The sequence below is a fragment of the Kribbella sp. NPDC049227 genome (assembly GCF_043197265.1).
In the GTDB taxonomy this organism is placed as follows: Bacteria; Actinomycetota; Actinomycetes; order Propionibacteriales; family Kribbellaceae; genus Kribbella.
In genome coordinates this window covers 1170490-1182822 of record NZ_JBICST010000002.1, presented here as the reverse complement: position 1 = coordinate 1182822, position 12333 = coordinate 1170490, and the positions used below count along the sequence as shown (strand labels likewise).

The window sequence follows — 12333 nt, the reverse complement described above, 5'->3', positions numbered from 1 at the left end:
TGGTCCACCTGACACTTCTAGCGTCGAAGGCATGAACGAAACAGCCACCGTCGCCTCGCCCACCCAGACAATCGACGTCGTCCGGTCAAGGATGCTGACCTGGCCGCTCGCGCGGCTGCTGTTCGCTGATTTCGCTGCGATGACCAGCTTCTACCTCCTGCTGCCGGCAGTCCCGATGTACGCCGGAGTTGTCGGGGCCGGCGGTCTCGGCGCCGGTCTGTCGACTGCAGTCCTCATGCTGGTCGCAGTTGCCGCCGAGAGTGCCACTCCTCGACTGGCCGCCGCCATCGGCTTCCACCGCGCCCTGGCTCTGGGGTTGGCGCTGCTCGGTGGACCGGCGCTCCTTCTCCCGATGTGCTCAAGGCTGCCCGGGTTGCTGGCGGTGAGCGTGATCCGCGGCGTGGGATTCGCCATCGTGGTCACCGCGGTCGGGGCGCTGACAGCGTCCATGGTCCCCGCCGATCGCCGTGGTGAGGGTCTGGGTCTGCTCGGAGTAGTGGCCACCGTGCCTGCGATCCTCGCCTTGCCACTGGGCGTCTGGCTGGTTCCTGTCGTGGGGTTCACTTCCGTCTTCGCGTTCGGCGCAGTTGCTTGCCTACTCGGCGCCGTCGCTGTCTTCGGCCTGCCGAGCGGGAGCCGGGCAACGCACGAGCAGTTGGCGATCGGCGATGCACTGCGTGATCCCGCGCTGATGCGTCCTGCCGCAGTGTTCGCCGCTACTGCGGTTGCCGGCGGCATCGTGGTCACCTTCGTTCCAACTGCACTTGGTCAGAACGCCAGCGGGCTGGCAGGGGTCTCGTTGCTCGTCCAGGCCCTGACAGCCACTGCCACCCGATGGCTGGCCGGGCGCTACGTCGATCGATACCCCAACAGGAGCGGCGCACGCCTCCTTGCCGGCGGTGTCGCAGCGGCCGGCGTGGGCATCCTCGGCCTGGTCCTGACCGACAAGCCCAGCGTCGTACTGGCGGGCATGGTCGTCTTCGGCGCCGGATTCGGAATCGCACAGAGTGCGAGCATCACGATGATGATGAACCGGGTTCATCCCGGCGGTTACGGCGCTGCCAGCGCCGTGTGGAACATGGCCTACGACCTCGGTTGGGGAGTTGGCGCGGCGTCGTTCGGGGTCCTGGTCGCAGTCACCGGCTTCCCGGCCGCCTTCGCTCTCACAGCCCTGCTACTCCTGGCCGTCCTTCCACTCACCCGCACCCGCGCCAACCGCCGGCTACACCGCTGAACAGTCGAAGGCTTCGTGGCGTACTGGCCCACAATCCAGCAGCCGAATTGGATCTCATCAGCCGTGGTCGCACCGCCTTAGGTTCATGACGACGGCAAACCCACAGAGAGGAACAGGACATGGGAAAGGTCGCGGTCAGCGAATTCATCTCGCTCGACGGAGTCATAGAGGATCCAGGTGGCGGCGAGGACACCGGCTTCGGCGGGTGGACCTTCCGATTTCCTGCGGAAGACGGACAGCGATTCAAGTACGAGGAATTGATGGCGAGCGACGTACAACTCCTGGGCCGCGTGACCTATGAGGCGTTCGCCGCCGTCTGGCCGTCGATGGAGGAGGCTGCCGGTGACTTCGGCGCGAAGATGAACAGCATGCCGAAGGTTGTCGTTTCGACCACGCTGACGGAAGCGAACTGGAAGAACACGACGATCGCTTCGGGTGAGCTCTCCGAGATCGTGGCGGATCTCAAGTCGCAGTACGAGGGTGACATCCTCGTCGCCGGAAGCGCGACGCTTGTCGCCGCCCTTCGCGAAGCGGACCTCGTCGACGAGTACCGGCTGATGGTTCATCCTGTCGTCCTCGGCCAGGGCAAGAAGCTGTTCCAGGACGGAGCGGCATCGAGTGACTTCGCGCTGGTGGAGACGCGTCAGGCCGGGCCCGACGTACAGCTGCTCATCTACCGCCCGACGAACCGCACGCCATGAACACCGTCAACTCGAGCGACGGTACGACGATCGCCTACGACCGGGCGGGCTCGGGCCCCGCCGTGATCCTCGTTGCCGGTGCCTTCTCCGACCGGAAGGATCCAATGATGGTCGGGCTCGCAGCTGCCATGGCCGGCGACTTCACTACCTATCTCTACGACCGGCGTGGACGAGGCGACAGCGGCGACACTGCGCCGTACGCACCCCAACGAGAGATCGATGACCTGGACGCCCTGATCGTCGAGGCAGGCGGTCGTGCCGTGGTGTTCGGCGGATCGTCGGGTGGTGCGCTGGCCCTGGAGGCTGCTGCCGCCGGCTCCGCCATCACCCATCTGGTTGTCTTCGAACCGCCGTACGTCGTCGGCCGGGATCGCGGCCCCGTACCGACCGCTGCCGAACTGGACGCTCTGGTGCAGTCGGGTCGGCGCGGTGAGGCGGTCGAGCAGTTTCTCGTACAAGGTGCTGAGATCCCCGCCGAGGTCGTCGCCGGCATGAAGGCCGATCCCTCCTGGTCACATGTCGAGTCGATCGCCCACACACTCGTCTACGAGGCCGCCATCGTCGGCCCCGGCCCAATCCCCGACAGCCGGCTCGGCAGAATCTCTGTCCCAACGTTGGTGCTCCACGGCTCCGACAGCGCACCCCGCATGCACGCCGCCGCGAAGGCCGTCGCCGCCGCCATCCCCGACAGCACCCTCCAGATCCTCGAGGGCCAGGCCCACGGCGCACTCGACCCCAAGAACGTCGCCTCCGTGCTGACCAACTTCGTCAACCGCACAGACCCAGCCTGAGCGTCTCCAACAACGCGAGAGCGGTTCTCTACCAATGAGGTCGGGTTCTGCACCTGGTGGGTGAACAGTGGGCCGACATGCGCACTGACGCGCACAGTAGGCTCACACATCATCAGATAGGTGGAGGGAGTCCGATGGTCGTCGACCCGGTGGGTGACAAGGCCGAGCTTGATGGGCTGATGCGTGCGTTTCTTGGTGCGTTCGACAACACCGGCGGCCGTCGGCCGAACGTGGATGTTGTCCGTGAGGTGTTCATTCCGCAAGGGATGATCATCAGCCACGTCGGCGGCGAGCCCGTGGTCTACGATCTGGACGGATTCGTCGTACCTCGGGAGAAGATCCTCACCGACGGGACGCTGACGGAGTTCTCCGAATGGGAGGTCGCCGAGCGGACCGAGATCTTCGGGTCGATCGCGCACCGGTTCAGCGAGTACCGCAAGTCCGGGTCCCGCGACGGCGAGTGGTTCGAGGGCTCCGGCCGCAAGCTCACCCAGTTCGTCCGCACGCCGGCCGGCTGGAGGATGAGCTCGCTGGTGTGGGAGGACGTGTAGGACTCCGCGGGTCGTACGCCGTTGATCGCGTTACATCCAGCGGGTGGTCGTAGTGCCCGGGCTCCCCGTCAACATCGTCACCCGGTAAGACAGCACGAGGCGCTGACGCTCCGGGAACTCAGGCGTGCCAGAGATTGGCGATCGTTGCCGACGGCCCGAAGTTGTTGCCGAACTGCCCAGCCTCCTGGTGCTATGCGATCATCGCGTGCCGCTGCTTGCCGTTGGCAACTGATGGTGCCTGGGTCGACCAATGCGCGCAGCGAACATGGTGGGAGGCTAGGACCAGTGTGGTGGGCGGATCAGGCGGTCCGGGAGGGTCGTGGCGACGTCGCCGCGGGCCGCGTTGATCTGCATCTGGGTCAGGAAGATGCTCCGTGCGAGGTGGGCGCCGCGCAGGTCGGTGTCCCGGAGATCGGCACCGATGAGGTCGGCGGCTGTGAGATCAGCGCCACGCAGGTCGGCGCCGATCAGGTAGGCGCTGCGCAGGTCCGCGCCCCGCAGGTCGGCGCCGCGCAGGCCCGCGCCGATGAGGTCCGCGCCGCGTCGGTTCATCGGTGCGGACGAGACGCCGGCGCGAACGAGCTCGCTGGTCTGTAGCAGCAGGTCGTTGATCCGTGAGCGGTGAGCGGATACGTCGAGCGCAGTGAGCGACTCCGGGCTGCCGAGGGTCAGCTGTTCGGTGTCGTCGAGCGCTCGCCTGAGCGGACCATGGAGGGAAGGTGCCAACTCCAGGGCCTCGGTCAGGTACCAGAGCAGCTCATGCAGCAGCCGCACCACCGCGAACACCTCGAACATCTGTGCGCCCGAGTCCGACGCGTGCCGCCAGTCACGGCCGCCGAAGGTCAGCTGAGTGACCTTCTGGCCGGCGCCGAAGCAGTCGTAGACGGTGCAGCCGGGGAAGCCAGCGTCCCGCAGCCGCGTGTGGATGCCACAGCGGAAGTCGTGCTTCAGGTTCGGGCACGGTTCACCGGCCGGCTTGTCGATGGCGAAGTCGGCGGACGCGGTCAGCGCGAGCGCCACACAGCACAGCCCGGCGCACTGCGCGCAGTCGGCGCGCAGCTCCGGGCGTCGTACGGACTGGTGACTCGTGGACATGTCCCTCTCGAGGCTAGAGCGTGCTCCCGCAAGTCGCATCAGATTCGCCCGCTCTGCCCCGGCCAGGTCGTCTCGATCCTCACGCAGTACCCCGAGGTTGAACGCCGCCCTCGGTGCCAGGTCGGCGTGCCCCGAGTCCATCGCCAACTGCAAAACTGCCGAGTTGATCTTTGTGGTCGAGCTGCGGAGGGCTGGTCCGAGCCTGAGTCAGAGTTCGAGCCAGCCGAAGGCGATGTTCCAGTGGCGGCCCGCGCGTAGGTGATCGATTACGGCTCGCTGGAGGGTGGTCCGGCGGGGAAGGGTCGCAAGGTCGGTATCGGGTGAGGTGTGGAAGATCCGGGACAGGATGTCGGCGTCGCCGTCCCGCGTTTCGGGTGTCAGGTGGAAGCGGCGTTGGAAGCGGATGATGTTGGAGTCGGCCGGCAGGTAATCGGCGAGCTGCTCGTCGAGGATCCACGATCCACACCGCGCGAACCGGTACGTCTCCTCGGGGAAATGCCGGGCAAAGAACTCGCCGGCGAGGGCGAAGGAAGCGTCACAGGCGGCCGGGTCCAAGGGTCCGGTCGGGGCGGCGTGCACACCCAGCGCCGGATCGGACTCGTGGGAGGGAAGTCCGGCGGCCCGCACCGCCGGGGCAAGGAATCCCAGGTCACCGCGGTTGAACCCCAGCCGGCCCAGCAGATAGATGCCCCCGCGGAAGTGCAGGTCGATCCAGAACGGCGCATCCATCCCGCTGGTGCCGAGCCGTTGCCGATGGGACTCGACGGCGCTGCCAAGCGCCGCGAGCGTCGCCCAGGAGATGTCGTCAGGGATGCCACGTTGTTCGTGGTACGCGCGGACATACGGAAGAACAGCGAGAAAGACGTACACGTAGAAGTAGCGACCCCAGCCGTCCGGCAAAGCCGGCCACGATCCACCCGGTCGAAACCCGCCCATATCTGCGACGGTCCGCTGAGCACAACGTCGTACCAGCCAGGACAGAGCGGGATTGCGTTGCAGATCGGACAACCCATCGACGATCTCGGCCGCGTCCTGCGCCGGTACGCCGAGTCGAAGCAGATGTGTCAGTGCAGCCTCGGCCATGGGTACGTCGAGCTCGTCGCGAGGCTCACCGGCTCGCTCCAACTCCCCCAGCCACTTCACCAAGGCTGGATCCTCCCCGAGGAAGCGGGCGACCTCCTCGACACCGATGTTCATCGCACCCTCCGCGCTGCGCCACGAATGCCAGCAATCGGACCCTAATCGATCAGAGGTCCGCGAACTGACCGGAGCCTGCCGTCAGGCAGGGACCGCGTGTCGTGCCCGGTCAAGCCGCCTTATTGGCGTGCGATCACTCAACTGCATCGATAGGGTCCTTCAATGGGCGTGAGAAACTACCTGATTGACGGCGGTTCCGGCACCGGGAAAACCACGGTTTGCGACGAATTGCAGCGCCGGGGCTATCAGGCTGTCCATGGCGACAGAGAGCTCCGCGGCGCCCCGGAGCCAGGTGCGGACACCAGTGGCAGTGCATCCGACAGCCACCTACCGCCCCTCTGGGATGTGGCGAAGGTCAAGGGCCTGCTCGCCAACCAGGATGAGGCGGTGACGTTTCTCTGCGGAGGCTGTAGGAATTCTTCGGACTTCATCGACCTTCTCGACGGTGTTTTCGTCCTTGAAGTCGACGACCTCGACACGGTGATGCGCCGGATTGACGAGCGCGTACTCGTTGACCCCAGCGACTGGGGCGGAAGGCAAGAGGAACGAGACATCATCATGCGCCTGCACGACACGAAGGAAGGCATCGCTCAGGGCTGTGCGATCGACGCCTCCGCACCGCTCCACCTCGTCGTTGACGAAATCCTTCGCCGCATCCACTGACACCCGGGCCAGTCGATCCGGTGCATCGCGTCGAGCGTCACCGCGCGTTCGGCATCGACATCCGTGAGCTCGCGCCACTCCCCCAGAGCCGCGCCCGCGACAGCCTGTGACCTCTCCACTCATCAGCGTGTCAGGCGGATATTACCGGCCGCGGACGCTTCGGCCGAGGTGCTGACCCCGGGAGCCAGGCTGCCTAGCATGTGAAGCGGGGAGGCGTCGGATGGAGCGACGGGTGATGGTGGGCCGGGCCCGGCCACTGGCTGAGCTCGACGCCCTACTGGCTGCGGCCATCGACGGCCGCGGCCGGTCCGCGATCGTTCTCGGTGAGCCGGGCATGGGGAAGACCACGCTTGCGGAGGCGCTTGCGGATCGTGCTCTCGCATCAGGTGTCACCGTTGCCTGGGGCTGGTGTTCGGCCGCCGGCATGCCGCCATTCTGGCCGTGGCGAAGCATTCTTCGTGACCTGGCGCCTGAGCATCGGCTCGCTGGCGAGGCGCCTGCCGGTCACGGCGCCGACGGACTTGGAGTGCTGCGCGGCGACGCCGGTGTCCGGGCCAGACTGTTCGTTTCGGTGATCGACACGTTGCAGAAGGTCTCCGGCGACGGTCCGGTCGTTCTCATCCTCGAAGACCTGCAGTGGGCCGACAGCGCCTCGCTGCTGCTCCTCCGTCAAGTAGTCGACGCGCTCCCGGGACTTCGTGTGCTGCTCGTGGCGACCTGGCGTGACGAGCCGTCGAGCACCGGTGACGATGTGCGGGCCGTTGTCCGCGATCTCCCAACCGCAGTAGAGCGAATCCGGCTCGACGGCCTCGGGATCGACGAGGTGGCGGAGTTGGTGACGCGGGTTCTCGGTGACACCCCTGCCGACGAGTTGGCGACGATGGTGCACCGTCGCACCGGCGGCAACCCCTTCTTCGTCCGGGAGGTCTCCCGGCTGCTCGCGGCTCGGTCGGCGACGACCGGCGTACCCGATGGGGTGCGAGAGGTGCTCGCCCGCCGGATCGCCCGCGTCAGCCAGGGCTGCCAGCAGATCCTGGAGGTTGCGGCGGTGGCCGGGGACGGTGCCGACGTTTCACTCGTGATGGCTGTCGCCGGCGAACCGGCCGATGCGGTGCTCCTTCAGCTTGAGGAGGCTGCAGCCGCCCGGTTGCTGGCCGGGCCGCCCGTCGACAACCGGATCTGGTTCGCCCACGCGCTGGTCCAGGAGGTCTTGGAGACCTCGCTCGGTACCGCACGGCGGGCCGCGTTACACCGAGCCCTGGCCGAACAGCTCGAAGAGACAGCCGGGGACGACGACGACGAGGCCGCGGGTGAGCTGGCAAGGCACTGGTCCGCCGCGTTCGGTCCAGACGCCGCCGAACGGGCCGCGGCCTGGGCGCTGCGAGCCGCACGCTCGGCGGGAGACCGGATGGGCTACGAGCAGGCGGTCGATGCGTACCGGATCGCCCTGCGGGGCAAGGACATCGAGCGAACGAAGGTGATGCTCGAGCTGGGCGAGGCGCAGATGTACGCCGGTGATCTCGAAGGCGCCCGCCAGACATTCGCACAGACCGCGGACCTGGCGCGGCGTAACGGCCGTGCCAGTCACTTGGCGATGGCCGCGCTCGGGCTGGGCGCCGGCCTCAGCGGGTTCGAGGTGCCGCAGTACGACGAGCTGCAGACAGGACTACTCGAGGAAGCGCTGGCGTCGCTGCCGCAGCGCGACGGCGGTCTGCGGGCTGCGGTGATGGGCCGGCTCTCGCTCGCCTATGCGGGGACTGACCGGGAGAGCGAGCGGCTCGACCTGGCCCGCTCCGCCGTGGCGATGGCGGAACGAGTCGGCCATCCGTGTGTCGAGTCGGGTGCGCTGGCGGCGTACTGCGACGCCATCGCCGGCCCTGCCCACGTCGACGAGAGGTTCGCCGCAGCCAGCCGGATGCTCGCGGTCGCCGAACGCGGGCACGATTCACCGTGTCAGTTGCTGGCCCGTCGCCTCCGCCTGGTCGCGCTGATGGAGCGAGGCGACTGGCCCGAGGTCGATGCGGAGATCGATGCCTTCGCACGTACGGCGAACCGCCTGATGCTGCCGCTCTACTCCTGGTATGTCCCGCTGTGGCGTGGAGCGCGGGCGCTGATGTCCGGCGACTTCGAAACGGCGGCCCGGTACGCCGACGAGACCGAAGCGATCGGGCGTCGGGCCGGCAGTGCCAACGCCGCGCTCATGGTTTTCACCCTGCGCATGTGGACCCACCGGACGGCCGGCGTACTCCCTACGGACTTCGTCGACGATATCGATGCAGCCGTCAAGACCGCGACCGAGTCGTCCGTTGCCCTGGGCATGTTGGCCAGCTACTTCGCCGTGGCCGGAGAAATCGACACGGCCGGGCGATCGTTCGACCGGCTGATGAGCCGCGGCCTGAATGCGATCCCCGACGATTGCGAGTGGCTCGAAGGAATGTGGCACGCCGGCGATGCGGCCATCGCCCTTGATCGTGCCGATGTCGCCGACGAGGTGGCTCGACGGCTCGCGCCGCACGAAGGCCTGTGGGTGATCGACGGGATCGGCGGAGGTGTGATGGGCGTGACCGCACATCTCCTCGGCCGACTGGCAGCGTTCCGCGGCAGGATCGGTGACGCGCGACGTCTGCTGTCCAGGGCGGTCTCGGCGTACCAAGGCGCCAACGCTGTCCCGTGGCTGACCCGAGCGGAACAGGATCTGGCCGCGATCAGCGGAGTGGTACGACGGACCACGAGCGTCGATGGAGTGTTCCGAAAGGACGGGCGAACCTGGCACCTGAGCTGGCGGGATGACGAGGCAACTGTCCCGGATTCGAAGGGGATGCACGACCTGTCCGTGCTGCTGGGCCAGCCCGGTACGCCGGTGCATGTCCTCGACCTCGTTGCCGCTGCAGGCGGCCCGCCGCGGACGGCGGCCGGCGGAGACACCGGCCCGGTGCTCGACGGTATGGCCAGGGACGCGTACAGGCGGCGAGTGGCCGAACTCGATACCGACATCGCCGACGCAGAACGGGACGGCATATCTCAGCGGGTCGGCACACTCGTCGAGGAACGGGACTTCCTGGTCCGCGAGCTGGCCGCGGCCTACGGCCTCGGTGGCCGCGCGCGTACGACCGGGGACCCCGCCGAACGGGCTCGCAAAGCCGTCGCGATGCGCGTCGCGACCGCGATCAAGGCGATCCGCGAGGTCCACCCCGGTCTGGCGCGCCATCTCGAGTTGGCCGTCTCCACCGGACGGTTCTGCGTCTATCGACCGGAGGAAACCGCGACCTGGCACAGCTAGCGGCCAGTCGTGTGGCATCGCCACATCAGATCTGGCGCCTTCCTGGTAGAGGCGGCGCACCGGGCGCCGCACAGCACCAGGGAGTACATCATGAGCACGATGCTGGATCAGGTCGAGGAGACGCCCACGCCATCCGCCGCCGAGGAGGTGTCTGGCCGCCTCTTCCTGCAGACGCTGGCCACTGCTGAACTCCTCAACATCTACCTCGGCGTCGAGCTGGGCTTCTACCGCTCGCTGTCGGAGGACGGGCCCGCCACGGCCGCCGTACTGGCTGAGCGAAGCGGCGCCGAGCTCCGCTACACCCAGGAATGGCTGGCTCAACAGGCCGTTGCGGGACTGCTGACCGTCAGCGAAGAGGCGGTGTTCAGCTTGCGCGACGGTGTGCACGAGGCGCTGGTTGACGAGACAAGTCCGTTCTATGCCGGCGGCATGGCCTACATAGCGCCGGCCATGGGCCGAGCGCTTCCGGCGCTGGTCGCCGCGTTCCGTACCGGGGACGGTGTGCCGCTCACGGCGTACGGCGCCGACGCGGTGACCGCACAGGAGGCGCTCAACCGGCCCGCGTACGAGAACTCGCTGATCGACGAGTGGCTTCCGCAGGTGCCCGACATCCAGTCCCGCCTCGCGGACAGCACCCGCCCGGCGCGCGTCGCGGACCTGGGTGCAGGTGTGGGCTGGGCGTCGATCCGGCTCGCGGAGGCGTTCTCGCACATCTCCGTCGACGGGTACGACCTGGACGAGGAGTCCATCGCCCGCGGCCGCCGGTACGTCGCCGAACGCGGGGTCGGCGGCCGGGTCGACCTCGAGGTCGCCGACATCACCCAGCCGCTCCCGCGTGACGGGTACGACGTCGCGTTCTTCTTCGAATGCCTGCACGACTTGCCACATCCGGTGGCGGCACTCGAGGCCGCCCGACGTGCGCTGGCGCCCGGCGGCTCGGTGATCGTGATGGAGGAGAACGTTGCCGAGACCTTCACTGCTCCGGGCGACGAGGTCGAGCGGTTCATGGCCGCAGCCGGGACCCTCTGGTGTGTTCCGCAGGGCCGCACCGATGCGGGCTCCGAGGTCGTCGGGCCGCTCGAGATCCGGCCGGCCACCATGCAACGGCTGTCCGAAACCGCCGGCTTCGCCAGCATCGAGATCCTGCCGATCGAGCATCCGTTCTGGCGCTTCTACCGGCTCCAGGGCTGACTCGCCAACGCGAGGCCCGGCACCACGTCAGCCCAGGGACTTGCGGGCGAACTCGACGGCCTCGGCCAGGAGGCTGCGCCACAGCTCGGGGTCGAGGGTCGGGATCGACACCCATTCGCGGAAGACCTTCCCGGCAGGGGCGAACGGATCGCCGGTGCCGGTCTCGACAAGGTCGATCACCCGCTCGCGCGGCAGCTTCACGACGAGGGAACCGGCGCTGTCGTTGTAGGACGCCACGAAACGCCCGGCCAGCCGCACGCAGGGGTAGCCCATCATCGTGGCGCGACCGATGGCAGGGTCGTACAGCAGGTCGTCAGTGAGCTCGTCGTACAGGTCGCGAGCCGCACGGTCCCCGCCGGACTGATCCGACGGGGACGCGCTCCGGGTGCGTTTCGCCATCAGGCCGCAGGTGGGGTGAAGACCCCGAACTGGTTCCCGGCCGGGTCGCGCAGGTAGGCGAACTTCGGGGCGCCGGGGCCGGGATCGAGGTGCTTGCTGACGACCGATCCCCCGAGATGCTCGGCGTCGGCACAGGTGCTCTCGACGTCGGCGACGAGGATGTAGAACACGGCATGGTCAGGAACCTGGCCGCCGGTGCCGACGATGCCGCCCATCGGCACGTCGGCGCCGGAGGCCTTGATGTTGCGGTAGTCCATGCCGCCGGACGCAGCGGGGCCGTCGGCGTCGAAGGTCCAGTCGAAGAGGCTGCCGTAGAACTTCTGAGCAGCGTCCGCGTCGCTGGTGGCGACCTCGAACCAGGCCAGCGTGCCAGGAGCGGTGGTGGTCATGTGTGTCTCCTTCTGATCGGATCACCCGCCGGAACGACGGGCTGCACCCACCGTGGCAGTCGTTCGCGACAGCCCTATGTCGGAGTTCGGCAGAGAATCTTCGGGACGAAGCACCGACGCCGGCAGCCTGATCTCGTGACCGTCGACGATCGGCTCAGGGACGACAGGCCGCAGCCGCGGGAGACGCGGCGTCCGCTCTGCCGCGGTGATGCGATCCATCCGGAACACCCGGTCGTCGCCCCGCAGATGGCACCAGGCGGTGAGATAGGAGCCGTTGGGGCCGACCACCACGTGCTGCGGCTCGACCTCACGCTCCGTCTGGACTCCGCCGACGTCGATGTAGTGGATGAGCAACACCTGGTTGTCGCGCACCGCCTGCCAGATGATCTCCGCGACCTCGGCGTCAGGGTCCGGTACCTTCTGCACGAGCAGCCGCACCTTGTCCGCGGTGTCGCGCGCCTCCGCCAGCGCCGACTCCGGCATCGCGGCGACGATCTTCTGCAGCGCGCTGCGGGCATCGTTCTTGAACAAGACATGCTCGGTCCGGCTCAGCGCCACCGCCACGGCCGCCGCCTCGCGCGGTGTGAAGTTCAGCGGCGGCAGGCTCATCGATCGGTCGAGTGTGTACCCGCCCCCTCTCCTCTGCTTCGTCGCCAGCGGGACGCCGGCCTGCCCGAGCGCGCTCAGGTCACGCTCGACGGTGCGAACGCTCACCTCGAAACGTGCAGCCAGTTGCCGCGCCGTACGTCCACGTCGTCCGGCCGCACGCAACTCCTCCACCAGGGCGTAGAGGCGGTCGATGCGGTTCATGTTCGGAGCGTAGACGCGGGCGCGGACACTCC

General features: G+C 67.9%; 12 protein-coding genes. 7 read left to right on the top strand and 5 right to left on the bottom strand.

Going from position 1 to position 12333, the window contains the following annotated elements; translation table 11 throughout:
- The first annotated feature begins 31 nt into the window (after positions 1-31).
- The 4 genes from ACGFH6_RS12365 to ACGFH6_RS12350 all read left to right on the top strand — a co-directional run bounded on the left by ACGFH6_RS12365 (position 32) and on the right by ACGFH6_RS12350 (position 3277).
- Positions 32-1234 carry an MFS transporter gene (locus ACGFH6_RS12365; protein WP_393382977.1) on the top strand — a complete coding sequence of 401 codons (1203 nt, stop codon included), beginning with the start codon at positions 32-34 and terminating at the stop codon, positions 1232-1234.
- Between the two features lie 119 nt (positions 1235-1353).
- On the top strand, positions 1354-1935 hold the full coding sequence (locus tag ACGFH6_RS12360) for a dihydrofolate reductase family protein (RefSeq protein ID WP_393382976.1): 582 nt from the start codon (positions 1354-1356) through the stop codon (positions 1933-1935).
- Positions 1932-2726 carry an alpha/beta fold hydrolase gene (locus tag ACGFH6_RS12355; RefSeq protein ID WP_393382974.1) on the top strand — a complete coding sequence of 265 codons (795 nt, stop codon included), beginning with the start codon at positions 1932-1934 and terminating at the stop codon, positions 2724-2726. Before ACGFH6_RS12360 ends, ACGFH6_RS12355 begins: the two co-directional genes overlap by 4 nt.
- 134 nt (positions 2727-2860) lie before the next feature.
- The gene (locus tag ACGFH6_RS12350) at positions 2861-3277 is read left to right on the top strand and encodes a hypothetical protein (protein ID WP_393382972.1); all 417 of its coding nucleotides are present in this window, start codon (positions 2861-2863) and stop codon (positions 3275-3277) included.
- 276 nt (positions 3278-3553) lie between these two features.
- Here the strand turns inward: ACGFH6_RS12350 and ACGFH6_RS12345 are convergent, their stop codons facing one another.
- Both ACGFH6_RS12345 and ACGFH6_RS12340 read right to left on the bottom strand, forming a co-directional pair.
- Positions 3554-4372: a pentapeptide repeat-containing protein gene (locus ACGFH6_RS12345; protein WP_393382971.1), complete on the bottom strand. Its 819-nt coding sequence runs from the start codon at positions 4370-4372 to the stop codon at positions 3554-3556.
- Positions 4373-4579: 207 nt separating this feature from the next.
- Positions 4580-5569 carry an acyltransferase domain-containing protein gene (locus tag ACGFH6_RS12340; protein ID WP_393382969.1) on the bottom strand — a complete coding sequence of 330 codons (990 nt, stop codon included), beginning with the start codon at positions 5567-5569 and terminating at the stop codon, positions 4580-4582.
- 162 nt (positions 5570-5731) lie between these two features.
- Between ACGFH6_RS12340 and ACGFH6_RS12335 the strand changes: the two genes are divergently transcribed.
- The 3 genes from ACGFH6_RS12335 (at position 5732) to ACGFH6_RS12325 (ending at position 10703) form a co-directional block, all read left to right on the top strand.
- A complete protein-coding gene (locus ACGFH6_RS12335; RefSeq protein ID WP_393382967.1) occupies positions 5732-6232 on the top strand; it encodes a nucleoside kinase in 501 nt (166 codons plus the stop codon).
- A gap of 220 nt (positions 6233-6452) precedes the next feature.
- On the top strand, positions 6453-9512 hold the full coding sequence (locus ACGFH6_RS12330; RefSeq protein WP_393382966.1) for an ATP-binding protein: 3060 nt from the start codon (positions 6453-6455) through the stop codon (positions 9510-9512).
- 90 nt (positions 9513-9602) lie between these two features.
- Positions 9603-10703 (top strand): class I SAM-dependent methyltransferase, encoded by a 1101-nt coding sequence (locus ACGFH6_RS12325; protein WP_393382964.1) that lies wholly within the window; start codon positions 9603-9605, stop codon positions 10701-10703.
- A gap of 27 nt (positions 10704-10730) precedes the next feature.
- Here ACGFH6_RS12325 and ACGFH6_RS12320 read toward each other — a convergent pair whose 3' ends face one another.
- Genes ACGFH6_RS12320 through ACGFH6_RS12310 form a run of 3 tightly spaced genes read right to left on the bottom strand, consistent with a single transcriptional unit; the run spans position 10731 to position 12301 of the window.
- On the bottom strand, positions 10731-11102 hold the full coding sequence (locus ACGFH6_RS12320) for a hypothetical protein (RefSeq protein ID WP_393382962.1): 372 nt from the start codon (positions 11100-11102) through the stop codon (positions 10731-10733).
- Positions 11102-11491 carry a VOC family protein gene (locus ACGFH6_RS12315; RefSeq protein WP_393382961.1) on the bottom strand — a complete coding sequence of 130 codons (390 nt, stop codon included), beginning with the start codon at positions 11489-11491 and terminating at the stop codon, positions 11102-11104. The genes ACGFH6_RS12320 and ACGFH6_RS12315 overlap by 1 nt, the downstream gene beginning before the upstream one ends.
- 21 nt (positions 11492-11512) lie before the next feature.
- Entirely contained in the window at positions 11513-12301 is a 789-nt protein-coding gene (locus ACGFH6_RS12310) for a helix-turn-helix transcriptional regulator (protein ID WP_393382959.1), read from the bottom strand.
- Positions 12302-12333: the final 32 nt, after the last annotated feature.

Excerpts from the sequence above, each read along its gene's own strand:
- ACGFH6_RS12365 (WP_393382977.1), top strand. The coding sequence starts at position 32 with ATGAACGAAACAGCCACCGTCGCCTCGCCCACCCAGACAATCGACGTC.
- ACGFH6_RS12360 (WP_393382976.1), top strand. The coding sequence starts at position 1,354 with ATGGGAAAGGTCGCGGTCAGCGAATTCATCTCGCTCGACGGAGTCATA.
- ACGFH6_RS12355 (WP_393382974.1), top strand. The coding sequence starts at position 1,932 with ATGAACACCGTCAACTCGAGCGACGGTACGACGATCGCCTACGACCGG.
- ACGFH6_RS12350 (WP_393382972.1), top strand. The coding sequence starts at position 2,861 with ATGGTCGTCGACCCGGTGGGTGACAAGGCCGAGCTTGATGGGCTGATG.
- ACGFH6_RS12345 (WP_393382971.1), bottom strand. The coding sequence starts at position 4,372 with ATGTCCACGAGTCACCAGTCCGTACGACGCCCGGAGCTGCGCGCCGAC.
- ACGFH6_RS12340 (WP_393382969.1), bottom strand. The coding sequence starts at position 5,569 with ATGAACATCGGTGTCGAGGAGGTCGCCCGCTTCCTCGGGGAGGATCCA.
- ACGFH6_RS12335 (WP_393382967.1), top strand. The coding sequence starts at position 5,732 with ATGGGCGTGAGAAACTACCTGATTGACGGCGGTTCCGGCACCGGGAAA.
- ACGFH6_RS12330 (WP_393382966.1), top strand. The coding sequence starts at position 6,453 with ATGGAGCGACGGGTGATGGTGGGCCGGGCCCGGCCACTGGCTGAGCTC.
- ACGFH6_RS12325 (WP_393382964.1), top strand. The coding sequence starts at position 9,603 with ATGAGCACGATGCTGGATCAGGTCGAGGAGACGCCCACGCCATCCGCC.
- ACGFH6_RS12320 (WP_393382962.1), bottom strand. The coding sequence starts at position 11,102 with ATGGCGAAACGCACCCGGAGCGCGTCCCCGTCGGATCAGTCCGGCGGG.
- ACGFH6_RS12315 (WP_393382961.1), bottom strand. The coding sequence starts at position 11,491 with ATGACCACCACCGCTCCTGGCACGCTGGCCTGGTTCGAGGTCGCCACC.
- ACGFH6_RS12310 (WP_393382959.1), bottom strand. The coding sequence starts at position 12,301 with ATGAACCGCATCGACCGCCTCTACGCCCTGGTGGAGGAGTTGCGTGCG.